General features: G+C 65.7%; 13 protein-coding genes. 10 read left to right on the top strand and 3 right to left on the bottom strand.

Going from position 1 to position 15724, the window contains the following annotated elements:
* Positions 1 to 210 precede the first annotated feature (210 nt).
* The 8 genes from Q8Q80_RS06840 (at position 211) to Q8Q80_RS06805 (ending at position 10749) form a co-directional block, all read left to right on the top strand.
* Positions 211 to 1215, top strand: a complete 1005-nt coding sequence (locus Q8Q80_RS06840; protein ID WP_305632204.1) for a hypothetical protein — start codon at positions 211 to 213, stop codon at positions 1213 to 1215.
* 28 nt (positions 1216 to 1243) lie between these two features.
* Positions 1244 to 2935, top strand: a complete 1692-nt coding sequence (gene recJ, locus Q8Q80_RS06835; protein ID WP_305632203.1) for a single-stranded-DNA-specific exonuclease RecJ — start codon at positions 1244 to 1246, stop codon at positions 2933 to 2935.
* Positions 2936 to 3118: 183 nt separating this feature from the next.
* Positions 3119 to 4462, top strand: coding sequence for a M48 family metalloprotease (locus Q8Q80_RS06830; RefSeq protein ID WP_305632202.1), 1344 nt, complete (start codon positions 3119 to 3121; stop codon positions 4460 to 4462).
* 178 nt (positions 4463 to 4640) lie between these two features.
* Entirely contained in the window at positions 4641 to 5768 is a 1128-nt protein-coding gene (locus Q8Q80_RS06825) for a TRAP transporter substrate-binding protein (RefSeq protein WP_305632201.1), read from the top strand.
* A 97-nt stretch (positions 5769 to 5865) separates the two neighbouring features.
* Positions 5866 to 6468, top strand: a complete 603-nt coding sequence (locus Q8Q80_RS06820) for a TRAP transporter small permease subunit (RefSeq protein WP_305632200.1) — start codon at positions 5866 to 5868, stop codon at positions 6466 to 6468.
* Positions 6465 to 8420, top strand: coding sequence for a TRAP transporter large permease subunit (locus Q8Q80_RS06815; protein ID WP_305632199.1), 1956 nt, complete (start codon positions 6465 to 6467; stop codon positions 8418 to 8420). Before Q8Q80_RS06820 ends, Q8Q80_RS06815 begins: the two co-directional genes overlap by 4 nt.
* Before the next feature lie 74 nt (positions 8421 to 8494).
* Positions 8495 to 9790: an MFS transporter gene (locus Q8Q80_RS06810; RefSeq protein WP_305632198.1), complete on the top strand. Its 1296-nt coding sequence runs from the start codon at positions 8495 to 8497 to the stop codon at positions 9788 to 9790.
* Entirely contained in the window at positions 9787 to 10749 is a 963-nt protein-coding gene (locus tag Q8Q80_RS06805; protein ID WP_305632197.1) for an AEC family transporter, read from the top strand. Before Q8Q80_RS06810 ends, Q8Q80_RS06805 begins: the two co-directional genes overlap by 4 nt.
* A gap of 91 nt (positions 10750 to 10840) precedes the next feature.
* Here the strand turns inward: Q8Q80_RS06805 and Q8Q80_RS06800 are convergent, their stop codons facing one another.
* Positions 10841 to 11854, bottom strand: a complete 1014-nt coding sequence (locus tag Q8Q80_RS06800) for a PEP-CTERM sorting domain-containing protein (protein ID WP_305632196.1) — start codon at positions 11852 to 11854, stop codon at positions 10841 to 10843.
* A 427-nt stretch (positions 11855 to 12281) separates the two neighbouring features.
* On the opposite strand from Q8Q80_RS06800, the gene Q8Q80_RS06795 reads away from it, so the two are divergent.
* Together Q8Q80_RS06795 and Q8Q80_RS06790 are read left to right on the top strand one after the other, a co-directional pair.
* Positions 12282 to 13730 (top strand): NAD-dependent succinate-semialdehyde dehydrogenase, encoded by a 1449-nt coding sequence (locus tag Q8Q80_RS06795; protein WP_371132717.1) that lies wholly within the window; start codon positions 12282 to 12284, stop codon positions 13728 to 13730.
* 7 nt (positions 13731 to 13737) lie between these two features.
* Positions 13738 to 14514 carry a class I SAM-dependent methyltransferase gene (locus Q8Q80_RS06790; RefSeq protein WP_305632194.1) on the top strand — a complete coding sequence of 259 codons (777 nt, stop codon included), beginning with the start codon at positions 13738 to 13740 and terminating at the stop codon, positions 14512 to 14514.
* A gap of 28 nt (positions 14515 to 14542) precedes the next feature.
* Here the strand turns inward: Q8Q80_RS06790 and arfB are convergent, their stop codons facing one another.
* Positions 14543 to 14941, bottom strand: coding sequence for an alternative ribosome rescue aminoacyl-tRNA hydrolase ArfB (gene arfB / locus Q8Q80_RS06785; RefSeq protein WP_305632193.1), 399 nt, complete (start codon positions 14939 to 14941; stop codon positions 14543 to 14545).
* A gap of 36 nt (positions 14942 to 14977) precedes the next feature.
* Positions 14978 to 15721, bottom strand: a complete 744-nt coding sequence (locus Q8Q80_RS06780) for a Crp/Fnr family transcriptional regulator (protein WP_305632192.1) — start codon at positions 15719 to 15721, stop codon at positions 14978 to 14980.
* Positions 15722 to 15724: the final 3 nt, after the last annotated feature.

Here is a 15724-nt window from a genome sequence, read left to right as displayed (position 1 = left end):
GTCGCTGTGCAGAGTGCGTATCGCGGCGATGGCGGAGCGGGGGTTTCGGCGAGCACTGCTCGCCGCCCGCAGAGCCGGCTGGCCATGCAGAGCCAGCCGTGGGTCGCCGCGCCCATGGAGGCCGCTCCCAAGGGATCCCCTCCGACCGGGCCACTGCCCCGGTCCATGCAGACCACGAAGTCCGGCCGGCCGGCGGGGTACACTTGCATGATGTCCCTGCACATCGTTCTGCCCGGCCTGCTTTGGCCGCCCTCCCCGCAGCATCCACCTGCCCTGCAGTCGCTGAAGACGCCGGCACTGTCGCGTCTGGCCGGTTGCGGCAGCACCCTGCAGCGGCCGGCGCTGGCGGCCGAATACCTGCTGGCGTCACTGTTCGGACTGGATGAACGGGCTCCGTTCGGCGCGCTGCGTCGTGCCGGTCAGGGCGAGGCCGTAAACAGCCGGCACTGGCTGGCCGCCGATGCCGTGCACCTGCGCTTCGCGCGCGACGCCCTGCTGCTGACCGATGCGCCCGATGTGGCGCCGGACGCCGAAGAAGCCGCCGCGCTGTGCGCGTCTTGGAACGCGCATTTCGCCAATGTCGGCTGGCTCTACATGGGCGCGGGTGGTCACGGCCATCTGGCGCTGCATGAGGCCATTTCGGTCGACACCACGCCGCCTGGCGGTGCGCTCGGGCGCAAGATCGACGTGCGCCTGCCATCCGGTCCGGACGGGACCAGGGTGCGCCAGTGGATGAACGAAACGCAGATGCTGTTTCACAGCCATCCGGTGAATGCCGCGCGTGAAGAAGCCGGGCGTCCGGCCATCAACAGCCTGTGGTTCTGGGGCGCGGGCGTGGCGGTCGCGCGTGCCCAGGCGCGACCGATCCAGGTGTGGTCCGACAACGCGCTGGCGCGCGGCATGGCGCTGGCCGCCGGCGTGCGCACCGCGCCGCTGCCGGCCCAGGTCGGCGTGGCGCTGCTGCCGGACAATCTCGTGGTGCTCGACAGCGCGCTGGCGCCCTCGCTCTACCTCGACGCCGAAGCCTGGGCACAGGCCGCGACCGCGCTGGACGCACAATGGATCGCGCCAGCACTGGCCAGACTCAAGTGTGGCGATGTGCAGACGCTCACGCTGACGCTGAGCGGCGACGACGGCCGCGTCGATGTCACCGTACAGCGGCGCGACCTGATGAAATTCTGGCGCCGTCCCTTTTCCGTCGTTCCGTCGCCCTGACGCGCGGCCCCTGCCTGCCGGAATTCCGATGACCTGCATCAAGAACCGCCCCGTCCCGCTGCGCAGCAGCGAAATGCTCGCCCAGCAGGGCGTGCACCCTCTGCTGGCCCGCCTGTACGCCGCGCGCGGCGTGCACGACCGCAGCCAGATCGACTATTCGCTCAAGGCGCTGTTGCCACCCGATTCGATGCGCGGGCTGGCCGACGCGGCGGTCATGCTGGCCGATGCAATCGAAGCCGACGCGCGCCTGCTGATCGTCGCCGACTATGACTGCGATGGCGCCACCGCGTGCGCCATCGGCATCCGTGCGTTGCGCGCCATGGGTGCCAACGTGAGCTATCTGGTGCCGAACCGCTTCGAATACGGCTACGGCCTGACGCCGGAAATCGTCGATCTGGCCGCGCATGCCGCACCGGACATGCTGATCACCGTGGACAACGGCATCGCCAGCGTCGAGGGCGTGGCGCGGGCGAACGAACTGGGCATGTCGGTACTGGTGACCGACCACCACCTGCCGGGCGACGAATTGCCGGCGGCCGACGTCATCGTCAATCCGAATCAGCCGGGCTGCGACTTCCCGAGCAAGGCCATCGCCGGCTGCGGCGTCATGTTCTACGTCATGCTGGCGCTGCGCGCCGAACTGCGCAGCCGCGGCGCCTTCGACGGCCGGGAAGCGCCGAATCTGGGCAATCTGCTCGATCTGGTGGCGCTCGGCACCGTGGCCGACGTGGTGAAGCTGGATCACAACAACCGCATCCTGGTCACCCAGGGCATGCAACGCATCCGCGCCGGCAACATGGTGCCCGGGCTGCGCGCGCTGTTCGCCGCGGCAGGGCGCGAGCCCTCGCAGGCACAGTCCTTCGACCTGGGCTTTGCGCTCGGGCCGCGGCTGAACGCGGCCGGCCGGCTGTCGGACATGTCGCTCGGCATCGAATGCCTGATCACCGACGATTTTGCCCGCGCGCTCGGTCTGGCGCAGCAGCTCGACGCGATCAACCGCGAGCGGCGCGAAATCGAACAGGGCATGCAGGAAGACGCCGAGGCGCAGCTGGCCGGCATCGACATCGGCGAATCGAAGTCGCTGTCGCTGTTTCACCCGGACTGGCACCAAGGCGTCATCGGCATCGTCGCCTCGCGCATCAAGGAGCGGGCGCACCGCCCGACCATCGCCTTCGCGCGTGGCCACGAGGGTGAAATCAAGGGCTCGGGCCGCTCGATTCCCGGCCTGCACCTGCGCGATGCCCTTGATCTGGTGTCCAAGCGCGAACCCGGCCTGATCATCCGTTTCGGCGGCCATGCCATGGCGGCCGGCCTGACGCTGCCCGAACACGACCTCGAGCGCTTTCGGGCCGCCTTCGAACAGGCGGTCGCCGACATGGTCGAACCTTCGGCGCTGACCCGCACCATAGAAACGGACGGTGCGCTGGAAGCTTCACTGATGAACCTCAATGCGGCAACGATGATCGAAGCTGAAACCTGGGGCCAGGGCTTTCCGGCGCCGGTGTTTTCCGATCGCTTCGAGGTACGCAACCAGCGCCTGCTGAAGGACAAGCACCTCAAGCTCGCGCTGGTGAAGGACGGCGCAAGCTTCGACGCCATCTGGTTCAACCGCGCCGAGCCGCTGCCGGCCCATGTCAACGCGGCCTACCGGCTGGACGTCAATGAGTACCAGGGCGTACGGCGCATACAGTTGATGGTGGAACACGCAGAGCCAGCGTGAGCGATGTACCGGCCAACGAAGCTCTCACGAAGGTCTCGTCTTTCGTAGGAGCCTGCCCTGCAGGCGATCCGGCCTCGAAATGCACGCCGGCGTCTGATCAAAGTTTGCAAATCGCCTGCGGAGTAGCGCCCGCAGGCGAGGTATTCGCAGGCCGCACCCGGAATCTTCTAAAGGACCGACCACATGTCACATGACCGCTACTTCCGCCGCGAAATGTCACGCCGCGACTTCCTCTGGCTGTCCGGCATTGCCGGCGCAGCGGTGACGCTGCCTCAGCTGACCGGCTGTGCGACCGACCCGATCACCGGCAAGCAGGTCGTCGTCGGTATGTCCGAGGAAAGTGAGCTGGGCATCGACCGCCAGCATTCGCCCAAGCAGTTCTCGGCTGACTACGGTGCGGTGCAGGACAACGCGCTGAACCGCTACGTGAACAACCTCGAACTGTCGCTGGCGAAGAACACGCATCGGCCGGAGGTGCCTTACAACGCACGCGTCGTCAATGCCAATTACATCAACGCCTACACCTTCCCCGGCGGCAGCATGGCGGTCACGCGCGGCATCATGCTTGACATGGACAGCGAAGACGAACTGGCCGGTCTGCTCGGCCATGAAACGGGACACGTCAATGCGCGCCACAGCGCCAAGCAGGCCGGCCGCACGATGATGGCCCAGGTCGGCGCCACGGCGGTGAATGTCGCGGTGGCGATGTCCGACTACCGGGGCGCCGCACCGCTGGCCAATATCGCGACCCAGGTCGGCGCCAGTGCGCTGCTCGCTGGATACTCGCGCAGCGACGAGCGCCAGGCCGATGCGCTGGGCCTGGAATACATGACCAAGGCCGGCTATAACCCGGACGGGATGGTGAATCTGATGGACATGCTGCGCAGCCAGAACAAGGCCAAGCCCAGTCTGCTGCAGACCATGTTCTCGTCGCACCCGATGTCCGACGAGCGTTACGCCACGGCAGAGCGCGAGGCGCAGGGCACTTATGGGTCGCTGCGCAACAAGAAGATGTCGCGCGAACGCTACATGGACAACACGGCGTCGCTGCGTCGCATCGCGCCCGCCATCAAGGCGCAGCAGGACGGCGAATCGCTGATGGCGAAGAAATCGATCGAAGAGGCGGAAGGCAACTTCGCGAAGGCGCTGAAGGTGGCGCCGGACGACTACTGCGGCAATGTGCTGATGGGCAAGTGCCTGATTGCACAGAAACAGTATGGCGACGCGGATCGTCACTTCGCGCGCGCGGCAGAAATTTATCCCGGCGAAGGCCAGGCGCTGTACCAGCGCGGCGTGTCCAGGCTGGCGCTGAACCGGCCGCAGGAGGCACTGGCATCGTTCAATGCCTACGACCGCATCCTGCCGGGCAACCCGTCCACACTGTTCCTGAAGGGTGTGGCCTACGAAACGATGCAGGACAAGCGCAACGCCAGTCAGCATTACGCGGCCTATATCCGCAGCGGCAACAAGGACGCGCAGGCGCAATTTGCCTTTCAGCGACTGCAGAACTGGGGCCTGGTGAAGTAAGGAAACCGTAAGGCAGAAAATATACGGTGCGCCCTCCTGCGGCGACGCTGCAGTGCGCCTTGTCGTGGCCGGTACGGCGGGGTTAGCATCGTCACGCGTCGTATCTGTATGGCACACGGCGATCATTGCACCGCACAGCACGATGCGGTCACAACAACGACGATGAGGAGAGCACCACATGTCCGAACAGAACAAACCCCAGGCAGCCCGCAGAAACTTTCTGGCCAGAGCCGCCGGCACCGCAGCGGGTACTGCGGCAGTGGCCTTTCCGGGCATTTCGGTCGCCCAGTCGCCGATCTCCCTGCGTTTCCAGTCCACCTGGCCGGCGAAAGACATCTTTCACGAATTCGCCCAGGACTACGCCAAGCGGGTCAATGACATGTCGGGTGGCCGGCTGAAGATCGATGTGCTGCCCGCCGGCTCGGTGGTGAAGGCCTTCGACCTGCTGGATGCGGTCAACAAGGGCACGCTCGATGGCGGCCACGGCGTGATCGCCTACTGGTACGGCAAGAATTCCGCGCTGGCGCTGTGGGGCTCCGGTCCGGCTTTCGGCATGGACGCCAACATGGTGCTGGCGTGGCACGAATTCGGCGGCGGCAAGGCGCTGCTGGAAGAAATCTACAAGAGTCTCAACATGGACGTCGTGTCGTACATGTACGGCCCGATGCCGACCCAGCCGCTCGGCTGGTTCAAGAAGCCGGTGTCGAAGGCGGAAGACATGAAGGGCCTGAAGTTCCGCACCGTCGGCCTGTCGATCGACGTGTTCACCGACATGGGCGTGTCGGTCAATGCCCTGCCCGGCGGCGAAATCGTGCCGGCAATGGACCGCGGCCTGCTCGACGCAGCCGAGTTCAACAACGCGTCGAGCGATCAGGTGCTCGGCTTCCCCGACGTGTCCAAGGTGTGCATGCTGCAGAGCTTCCACCAGGCGTCGGAACAGTTCGAAATCCTGTTCAACAAGAAGCGCCTCGATGCCCTCGCACCGGACCTGCGCGCCATCATCGCGTCTGCCGTTCCGGCTGCTTCGGCCGAAATGTCCTGGAAGGCGATCGACCGCTACTCCACGGCCTACATGGAAATGCGCGACAAGCAGGGCGTGAAGTTCTACAAGACGCCGGACCCGATCCTGAAGGCGCAACTGGCTGCATGGGACAAGGTGACCGACAAGAAGGCATCCGAAAACCCGCTGTTCGCCAAGGTGCTCGAATCGCAGCGCACGTTCGCGAAGCGCGCCGCTGCATGGCAGAACGACACCACCGTCAATTTCCGCATGGCCTACGACCACTTCTTCTCGAAGAAGGGCTGAGCCCGCTCGGTTGGTGACAGACCGGCGCTGCGGAACGGGGCGCCGGTTTTTTCATTGCAGGCATCGATGCGCGTGCCTGCCGGATCAGGGAACCGCCATGCAAGAACTGCTGCTGCGCATAGACCGATTCAACACCCTGGTCGGACACGCCTTTGCGTGGACCGTGGTGCTGCTCACGCTGCTCATCACCTGGGAAGTCTTTTCGCGCTACGTGCTGAATTCACCGCACGCCTGGGTGTTCGATGCCACCTACATGCTGTACGGCACACTGTTCATGATGGCCGGCGCCTACACGCTGGCAGCGAGCGGTCACGTGCGTGGCGACGTGCTGTACGGCTTCTTCAAGCCACGCACCCAGGCCACGCTGGACCTCATCCTGTACTTCGTGTTCTTCATTCCGGGCGTGCTGGCGCTGTGCTGGGCCGGCTGGGACTTCGCGTCCGAATCGTGGGTGATCAACGAACATTCTTCGGTGTCGGCCGACGGCCCGCCGATCTATCCGTTCAAGGCCATCATTCCGCTGGCCGGTGCCTCGCTGATGCTGCAGGGCGTGGTGGAAATCCTGCGCTGCATCATCTGCATCCGCCAGGGTGAATGGCCGTCGCGCGTGCGCGACGTGGAGGAGGTCGACGTCGAAAAGCTGCGCCACATGGTGCACGCCGATCTGCCCGAACAGGCGCCGGCCGGGAGCACGAAATGAGGAAGGAACTGCGTTTCGGCTTCGGCCTGATGGCGATCATCATCGCCGCCACGGCCATCCTGATGCCCGCGCCGTGGGAGTGGACGAGCGGTCACCTGGGCCTGCTGATGCTGGCACTGGTCGTGGTCGCCATCATGCTGGGCTTTCCGACCGCCTTCACGCTGATGGGCATGGGCGTCATCTTCGCCTGGCTGGCCTACCGCTCCCACAACCCCGGTATCGCGACCCAGCAGACGCTGGACCTGATGGTGCAGCGCGCGTTTTCGGTCATGACCAACGACGTGCTGATATCGATCCCGCTGTTCGTTTTCATGGGCTATCTGGTCGAGCGCGCCAACCTGATCGAAAAGCTGTTCAAGAGCCTGCATCTGGCGATGTCGCGCCTGCCCGGCTCGCTGGCCATCGCCACGCTGGTGACCTGCGCCATCTTCGCGACCGCCACCGGCATCGTCGGTGCAGTGGTCACGCTGATGGGTCTGCTGGCGCTGCCGGCCATGCTGCGCGCCGGCTACGACGTGCGTCTGTCGGCGGGCGTCATTACGGCCGGTGGCTGCCTGGGCATCCTGATTCCGCCGTCGGTCATGCTCATCGTCTATGGGGCGACGGCCGGCGTGTCGGTGGTCAAGCTGTATGCCGGCGCCTTCTTCCCCGGGCTGATGCTGGCCGGCCTGTACATTGTTTACGTCATCATCATGGCGAAGCTGCGCCCCGACTGGGCGCCGCCGCTGCCGGAGGCCGAACGGCACGTTCCGCTGCCGGCACTGGCAACGCAAGTGGCGCGCCAGTACGGTTCGCGTGCCCTGCCCTCGCTGCTGGCCGCGCTGAAAGGGCCGCGCAACGCCGATGTGCCGATGGGCAATCTGCTCGGCCAGCTCGGGCTCGCGCTGCTGCCGCTGATCGCAGTGGCGCTGTCGCTGTACGCCATCCACGGCTCGATGACGGCGGTCAAGGTGATCGACGAAGTGCCGGCCGGGCTCGAATCGTTCGAAAGCAGCTATTCGTCTTCATCGCTGGCCGAGCCGGACAGCGATGGCGGGCTGGCGGAGCCGCCGGCCGATGGCGGTTTGAGCGAGCCCCCGCAGGAAGCAGGCCTCGCGGAACCGCCGGGTGCGGCGCCGATGGCTGCCGAAACGCCTTCACCCTCGCTGGCCGAGCCCGGCGCCGAAGCGCCTGCTGCCGTTGAGGCACCCGCGGCGCCGACCGCCCCCTCGAGCTTCTGGGTCGCCAGTGCCATCTGCGCCGTGCTGCTGATCGCGTTCTACGCCATCCTCAGCTTCGAGCGGCTGGAAATATTCAAGATGCTGCTGTCGTCCTTCTTTCCGCTGGCGGTGCTCATCCTGGCGGTGCTCGGCTCCATCGTATTCGGACTGGCGACGCCGACCGAGGCGGCGGCGATCGGCGCCTTCGGCGGCGCGCTGCTGGCGGCCGCCTACGGCCAGCTGAATTTTGGCGTCATCAAGGAATCGGTGTTCCTGACCGCCAAGACCTCGGCCATGGTGTGCTGGCTGTTCGTCGGCAGCGCCATCTTCTCGGCCGCGTTCGCGCTGCTGGGCGGACAGGAGCTGGTGGAGAACTTCGTGCTGTCGATGGATCTGACACCGATCCAGTTCATGATCCTCGCGCAGTGCATCATCTTCATCCTCGGCTGGCCGCTGGAATGGACCGAAATCATCGTCATCTTCATGCCGATCTTCGTGCCGCTGCTGGCGCACTTCAACATCGATCCGCTGTTCTTCGGACTGCTGGTGGCGATCAACCTGCAGACCGCGTTCCTGTCGCCGCCGGTGGCGATGTCGGCCTTCTACCTGAAGGGCGTGGCGCCGTCGCACGTAACGCTGAACCAGATCTTCGCCGGCATGCTGCCGTTCATGGGCATCCAGGTGATCATGCTGATACTGCTCTACCTGTTCCCCGGCATCGGCCTGTGGCTGCCGAACTATCTGTACAACTGAGGTGAGCGTCATGGCCGGACGCGGAGGGGCCGTCGCGCCTCCGCGTCGTTGTGGCGCAACGTAGAATCCGGCCCATGGCTCCCGCCGAACAGAACCGCCTGCTGGTCCGCCTGCGCTGGACCGCCTTCCTGCTGCTCGCCTGCTCCTATGTGCTGGTGTTTTTCCACCGCACCGCGCCTGCTGCCATTGCCGGCGAGCTGACGCGCGACTTTGCGGTCGGCCCGGCCTCGCTGGGCATCCTCGCGGCCAGCTACTTCTGGATCTACACGGTGATGCAGATCCCGACCGGCGTGCTGATGGACACGCTGGGGCCACGGCGCATCGTGGCCTTCGGCGGCGTCATCGCCGGCATCGGGGCAATCATCTTCGCGCAGGCGGATTCGCTGATCGTGGCGGTGGTCGGCCGTGCGCTCGTCGGCCTGGGCGTGTCCTTCCCGTTTCTCGCGCTGCTCAAGATCAACGCCGCCTGGTTTCCGGAAAGCCGCTTCGCCACCATGAGCGGACTGACCCAGTTCATCGGCAACCTCGGTGCGGCCGTCGCTGCCACGCCGCTGGCCTTGCTGGTCGGCGTGGTGTCGTGGCGCTCGGTATTCGTGGCGCTGGGCCTGCTGTCGATGCTGCTGGCGGTGCTGACCTGGCTGCACGTGCGCGACCGCCCGGAAGACGCCGGCCTGCCGTCGCTGCGCGAATTGTCCGGCAAACCCGCTCATGCGCCGCTGGCCGATGACTGGAAAGCCGGACTGCGCCGCGTGGCCGGCAACCGCTCGACCTGGCCCGGGCTGTTCGTCAATCTGGGCATCGCCGGCAGCTTCTTTTCGTTCGCCGGCCTGTGGTGCATCCCCTGGCTGATGAAGGTCCAGGGCATGGATCGCGCGCTGGCCGCGCAGCACGCCACCCTGATGCTGGTCGCCTTTGCCTTCGGCGCACTGTTCATCGGACGGCTGTCCGACCGGCTGCGTCGGCGCAAGAGCGTCATGCTGGTGGTCGGCACCGTCTATCTGCTGTGCTGGCAGCCGCTGACCCAGGGCATGCCGCTCACGCTGCTGGCCAGTCACGCGCTGTTCGCGCTGCTCGGCATGTCGGCCGCCGCCTTCACGCTGAGCTGGGCCAGCGCAAAAGAGGTGAATCCGCCGGCGCTGTCGGGCATGGCCACCAGCGTGGTCAATGTCGGCTGCTTTCTCGGCGCCGCCATCCAGCAGCCGCTGGTCGGCTGGGTGATCGAACGCGAAATCGGCGGACCGGGCGAACCGACCGCCGCAGCCATGGCCACCGGCATGTCGGTGTTCGTCGTCGCGGCGCTGATCGGTCTGGCCGGTGCGGCCCTGGTGACCGAAACGCGCGGACGCAATCTGACCGAGGTGCAGACGTGACGCTGGGCAGCAATCTGCTCGGGCTGATGGTGCAGGTCATGCTGCCGCTGTCGCTGCTGGTCGCGGCCGGTGGCTGGTGGGCGGCCCGCATGGGCGAGGGTCACGACGCGGGCGTGCTGCGCGCGCAGCTGAACAGGCTGGTGCTCTACCTGTTCTATCCGGCCATCCTGTTCGCGGTCGCGGCCAGCACGCCGATCAGTTTCGAACTGCTCACGGTGCCGCTGCTGGTCGGCATCGGCACGCTGGCCAATGGCGCGCTGCTCTATGTGTTGCTGTGGAAGACGCGGCTGGGCGCCGGGCTGCACGACACGACGCGCGCCTCGCTGATGCTCGGCGGCATGTTCGGCAACACCTTCAACGTCGGCGCGCCGGTGCTGGAATTCTTCTTTGGCGATGGCGCCATGCGCTACGCCATCTTCAACGACATGTTCATGACCATGCCGGTCGTGTGGACGCTGGGCGTATGGATCGCCACCCGGCTCGGTTCGCACGCCGACGGCGAGCGCCCGGACGTATTGCGCACCGTGCTGATGATGCCGCCGATCTGGGCCTTCGCGCTCGGACTGGGTGCGCAGTACAGCGGGCTGGCCTATCCGCCGCTGATCGAAGCCGCGCGCTTCATCGGTCAGGCGGCCATCCCGGTCATCATGTTCGTACTCGGCATGACCATACCGTGGCGCCGTCTGGTGCCGCGCACCGAAGTGCTGGTCGCCGCGTCGGTCAAGCTGCTGGTCGCCCCGCTGCTGATCTGGGCCATCGTGCTGCTGTGGTCCGATGCGCCGACCGAAGCGCAGCGCGCCTCGCTGGTCGAATGCGCCACCCCGACCTTCATGACCTCGCTGCTGCTGGCCGAGCGCTTCAAGATCGATGCCGCCGCGTCGGCACTGCTGATCGGCTGGAGTACGCTGCTGTTCTGGCTGTCGCTGCCGCTGCTGATGGCGCTCGGGTTGTTCGGTTGAAGTCAGATGCAAGGTTCAGGATTCAAGTTGAAAGTGGGTAAGGCCCTTCCTGTCGTGGCAGCCACCCACTTCAGTCTTGAATCTTTAACCTTTAATCCTTCGTCTGGCGATGACGCCTTGCAAGACCGGCGCACAGCACGAGGCCCGCAATCAGCAGGGTCCACGTTTCCGGTTCGGGTACCGCGGTCACGCTGTACTGGCTGCCGGAACTGAAGGCGAGCGACTGGCCTGCCTGCACCTGGATGCCGGTCAGCGTCGCGGTGCCGTAAAGATCCATTGCGCCGTCCCAGATCGCGAAAGCACTTAGCGACACGATGAACGCGTACTGCAGTCCGTCCTCGAGCTGCGCAGCGAACGAAAAGTTTTCGACCCCGCTGTCGACACCGATGTCGAAAGTCTCCTGGCTGACCAGAAGCGGCGCGGCGCCATCCAGCCTGTACAGCAGCACGTCCAGCGCGCCCTCGGCGTTGGCGTCCCCGAAAAGCGATCTGTAGTAGGTGAAGGATTTGACCGGGTCACTGAAGCTGATCAATCCATCCGGGCCCCACGCCACAGCGTGCCGTTCAACTGCGAACTGAAATGTCGCCTCACCCGATCCGGATGCGACGAACGGCTCGTTGTACGAGCTTTCCGCGCGCGCTCGCGACCAGGATGATCCGGTGCTCGCGTAGGTCACGTTACCACCGTGGTCGAGCAGTTCGAAGGCGAATTCCGAACTGTCGCGGGCAATCGCATAGGCCTTGTTCGAACCGAGACTCGTATTCGCCCGGGCCGATGCCCACGCCGTATCAACCCTCAGCAAGGGCGAGCCGGAGACGCTGTCCTGGACGACCACGTTGGCGAGCGAAGACGATGACTGTTCCCACTGATCCGGATAGACCTCTTCCCAGCACCAGTCGCTCGAGGCGCCGCAGGGCGGCGAATCAACCGCCCGTCTTTCAAGCACGATGGCGTAGCGTTCCGCGCTCGACCAAGAGTAGGTCCACGCCGTCGATGTCGCAACGTTATCGAATGAAAGCGTTCTGGCCGGTGACGCCGCAGAAACAAGAAGTGCGCCGATGGCTACCATCAGGTGGATTGGATTCATGCCTCTTGATGCACTCATGTCGTGTCTCCTCGGAATGTCGGCCATGTCGCACGTTGCCGGATTTCAAGCAAAATCAGTGCTCGCGTCTCACAGACGCGGTAGATCGTGCGCTCGCTTGCTGCGTCGAAGAATGAATACTGCACTCAGCAATCTGATTCAACAGCACTTTTCAAATGTAAATGAAGGACCAGTGCCGCACGGGTCGACACACCGGCGGTGTTCCCGCTGTCGCGAAGATGTAAAAATCACCGACAGTCGTCGCGCAATACGGGCAGTACGGGGAATGCCCGCGCACCTTCAGTTGCGGATCGACTTCGCGCGCCGCGGCCAGTCTGTGCGGCTGGAATCGGGGGCACGCTGCAGGATTCAAGCTGAAAGCGCCTGCAGCAGCGCCTGTCATCGCCACACCTGAATCGAGTCTTGTATCTTGAATCCTGTATCCGCCCTGTTGCGCAGCGCCAATTTCATCGACGGCCAATGGATCGCTGCCAACGACGGCGCCACGCTCACCGTACGCAATCCGGCGACCGGCGAATGGCTGGCCGACGTGCCCCGCTGTGGCGCTGCGGAAACCGCCCGGGCGATCGACGCGGCAGCACGCGCCCTGCCCGGCTGGCGCGCACTGACCGCGGCAGCCCGCGCCGGGGTGCTGCGCGACTGGTGTGCACTGATTCTGTTGCACGAGAAGGATCTCGCGGCACTGATCACGGCCGAGGGCGGCAAGCCGCTCACCGAGGCGCGCGGCGAGGTCAAGTATGGTGCGTCCTTCGTCGAGTGGTTTGCCGAAGAAGGCAAGCGCGTCTATGGCGACACCATTCCGTCGCCGGCGTCCGACACCCGGCTGCTGACGCTGCGCCAGCCGGTCGGCGTGTGCGCCGCCATCACGCCGTGGAATTTTCCGCTGGCGATGATCACGCGCAAGGTTGCGCCGGCGCTGGCGGCCGGCTGCACGGTCGTCGTGAAGCCGTCGGAACTGACGCCGCTGACGGCGTTCGCGCTGGCTGACCTGGCCATGCACGCCGGCGTGCCACCGGGCGTGCTCAACGTGATCACCGGTGATCCGGCACACATCGGCGATACGCTGTGCGCCGATCCGGCGGTGCGCAAGCTGTCCTTCACCGGCTCTACGGCGGTCGGCCGGCGGCTGATGGCGCAGTGCGCACCGACCCTGAAGCGGCTGTCGCTCGAACTGGGCGGCAACGCACCCTTCATCGTGTTCGACGACGCCGATGTCGATGCCGCAGTTCAGGGCGCGCTGGCGGCCAAGTACCGCAACAGCGGCCAGACCTGCGTGTGCGCCAACCGCTTCATCGTGCAGTCCGGCGTGCATGAAGCCTTCGTCGCCGGCCTGGCCGACGCGTCGGCGCGGCTGGTCATCGGCGATGGCGCCGATCCGGGTGTCGAACAGGGGCCGCTGATCAACATGGCAGGCCTCGAAAAGGTCGAGGCGCTGATCGCCGATGCGAAGGCGAAAGGTGCCCGGGTGCTGTGCGGCGGACACCGCCATGCGCTCGGCGGCACCTTCTTCGAACCGACCGTGCTGGCCGATGCGACACCGGCGATGCGCATCGCCCGCGAAGAAGTATTCGGCCCGGTGGCGCCGGTATTCCGCTTCGATTCCGAAGCGCAAGCCATCGCGCTGGCCAACGACACCGAATCCGGACTCGCCGCCTATCTGTATACACGCGATATCGGCCGCGGCTGGCGCGTCGCCGAAGCACTGGACTTCGGCATGGTCGGCCTGAACACCGGACGCATATCGAACGAAGTCGCCCCGTTCGGTGGTATCAAGCAGTCCGGCTTCGGGCGCGAAGGGTCGAAACACGGCATCGAGGACTATCTCGACATCAAGTATCTGTGCCTCGACATCGGCGGCGGACCCGCCAGGTCATGATCAAGCCGTGACCAAAGCCTTCGCCGATCACTTCTCCCCGCTCGCCAGCCACTATGCGAGCAGCCGCCCGACCTATCCGCCGGAACTGTTCGACTGGCTGGCCAGTCGGTGCGCTGCGCGCGACTGCGTGTGGGACTGCGGCACCGGTACCGGCCAGGCAGCCGTCGATCTGAGCCGCGTGTTCGCACAGGTCATCGCGACCGACGCCAGCGCCGCGCAGATCGCCGAAGCGACCCCGAGCGCGCGCATCGACTACCGGGTCGCACCGGCCGAGGCGTCGGGGCTGGACGATGCATCGGTCGATCTGGTCGTCGTCGCCCAGGCGCTGCACTGGTTCGATCTTGACCGCTTCTACCCTGAAGCGCGGCGCGTGCTGAAACCGGGCGGCGTGATCGCGGCGTGGTGTTACGGCGTACTGCACGTCGGCGACGAAGGCGACGCGGTGGACCGTCTCGTGCAGCACTTCTATCGCGATGAGGTCGGCCCCTGGTGGCCGGCCGAACGCCATCATGTCGAAACGGGATATCGCGATCTGCCCTTCCCGTTCCCCCCGCTGCCTGCGCCGGACTTCGCGCTGTCTGCGCAGTGGACGCCGACGCACCTGCTCGGCTACCTGCGCAGCTGGTCGGCCACCGCACGCTTCATGGCCGCGAACGGCTTCGACCCGGTCGAACGGCTGTCGGTCCCGCTGCTCGCAGCCTGGGGCGACCCGGCGCAGACGCGGACGGTGAGCTGGCCGCTGTCGCTGCGCGTCGGGCGGTGCTCGCGGCAAACGCTTGACTAGGTCGCGCTCTCAGCCGGCGCGCGACCGCTCATTCGCCACCGCCGCGGCGACTGGCCTTGATTGCCGAACGGTGCGTCTTGCCGGCCAGTCGGCGCTCGACCGCGGCGCGACCGGGTCGCGTCGGACGGCGGGTTTTCGCGACATGGGCGGCTGCGGCGATCAGTTCGTCCAGCCGGTGCAGTGCCTCCGCACGGTTTTTTTCCAGGCTGCGGAAGGTCTGCGCCTTGATCACCACGACGCCATCCTTGCTGATGCGCTGGTCTCCGAGCGCAAGCAGTCGCACCTTCAACTCGTCCGGCAGTGACGAGGCGCCGATGTCGAAACGCAGATGCGCTGCGCTCGACACCTTGTTGACGTTCTGCCCGCCAGCACCCTGGGCACGAATGGCGGTGAATTCGATGTCGTCGGGCAACAGGGTGTAGGGCATGCGCATGGCGGAGATCGACCGGACCGGGACGCGGTTTCAGTTCCTGCGCTTGCGCGCCGGCAACAGCCGGTCATACTCTTCCTTCACGACGCCATAGCACTCGCACACACGCTTTTCCATCTTCGAGCGCTTGATGACGGTGATGAGGCCGCGCGAGCGCGCGATCAGGCCTTCCTTCTCCAACAACCCGAGCGTTTGCGTCACGCTCTCGCGCCGCACACCGAGCAGCTTGGCGACCCGCTCCTGTGTGACGGGCAGTTTGCAGCCGTCCAGCCGGTCGATGCTCATCAGCAGCCACCGGCACATCTGCTGGGCCAGTTCATGGTGCTGGTTGCACACCGCGTTCTGCGCCGTCTGGCAGATCATCGCCTGCGTGAACAGCAGTGACAGGGCCTGCAGATGACCGCCCAGCCCGAACTCGTTCTGCATCACCTTGCGGCTCAGACGGTAGGCCTGCCCGGCGCTCTGCACTTCGGTGCTGGTCGGCATGCTTTCGCCACCCATGAAGATCGAAATGCCGACCATGCCCTCCTTGCCAACCAGCGCGGTTTCGCTGGAGGAACCGTCCTCCAGCGAATAGAGCAGCGACACGATGCCGGAAACCGGGAAATGCAGGAAATTCACGTGATCGCCGGACTCCGACAGGGTCCAGCCGATCGGCATGTCGACGAGTTCAAGATCGGGCAGCAGGCGAGCGAGATCCTTGTCGGGCAGCGACGCCAGTATCCGGTTCTCTGTCGGGTCGGGCGGCGATGCACTTTCGGCATCCTTTTTCGACATGAA

The organism is Methyloversatilis sp. (assembly GCF_030698125.1).
Taxonomy (GTDB): Bacteria; Pseudomonadota; Gammaproteobacteria; order Burkholderiales; family Rhodocyclaceae; genus Methyloversatilis.
The sequence above is the reverse complement of the archived record's forward strand: the minus strand, read 5'-3'. Positions and strand labels throughout refer to the sequence as shown.

Excerpts from the sequence above, each read along its gene's own strand:
- Q8Q80_RS06840 (WP_305632204.1), top strand. The coding sequence starts at position 211 with ATGTCCCTGCACATCGTTCTGCCCGGCCTGCTTTGGCCGCCCTCCCCG.
- recJ (WP_305632203.1), top strand. The coding sequence starts at position 1,244 with ATGACCTGCATCAAGAACCGCCCCGTCCCGCTGCGCAGCAGCGAAATG.
- Q8Q80_RS06830 (WP_305632202.1), top strand. The coding sequence starts at position 3,119 with ATGTCACATGACCGCTACTTCCGCCGCGAAATGTCACGCCGCGACTTC.
- Q8Q80_RS06825 (WP_305632201.1), top strand. The coding sequence starts at position 4,641 with ATGTCCGAACAGAACAAACCCCAGGCAGCCCGCAGAAACTTTCTGGCC.
- Q8Q80_RS06820 (WP_305632200.1), top strand. The coding sequence starts at position 5,866 with ATGCAAGAACTGCTGCTGCGCATAGACCGATTCAACACCCTGGTCGGA.
- Q8Q80_RS06815 (WP_305632199.1), top strand. The coding sequence starts at position 6,465 with ATGAGGAAGGAACTGCGTTTCGGCTTCGGCCTGATGGCGATCATCATC.
- Q8Q80_RS06810 (WP_305632198.1), top strand. The coding sequence starts at position 8,495 with ATGGCTCCCGCCGAACAGAACCGCCTGCTGGTCCGCCTGCGCTGGACC.
- Q8Q80_RS06800 (WP_305632196.1), bottom strand. The coding sequence starts at position 11,854 with ATGAGTGCATCAAGAGGCATGAATCCAATCCACCTGATGGTAGCCATC.
- arfB (WP_305632193.1), bottom strand. The coding sequence starts at position 14,941 with ATGCCCTACACCCTGTTGCCCGACGACATCGAATTCACCGCCATTCGT.
- Q8Q80_RS06780 (WP_305632192.1), bottom strand. The coding sequence starts at position 15,721 with ATGTCGAAAAAGGATGCCGAAAGTGCATCGCCGCCCGACCCGACAGAG.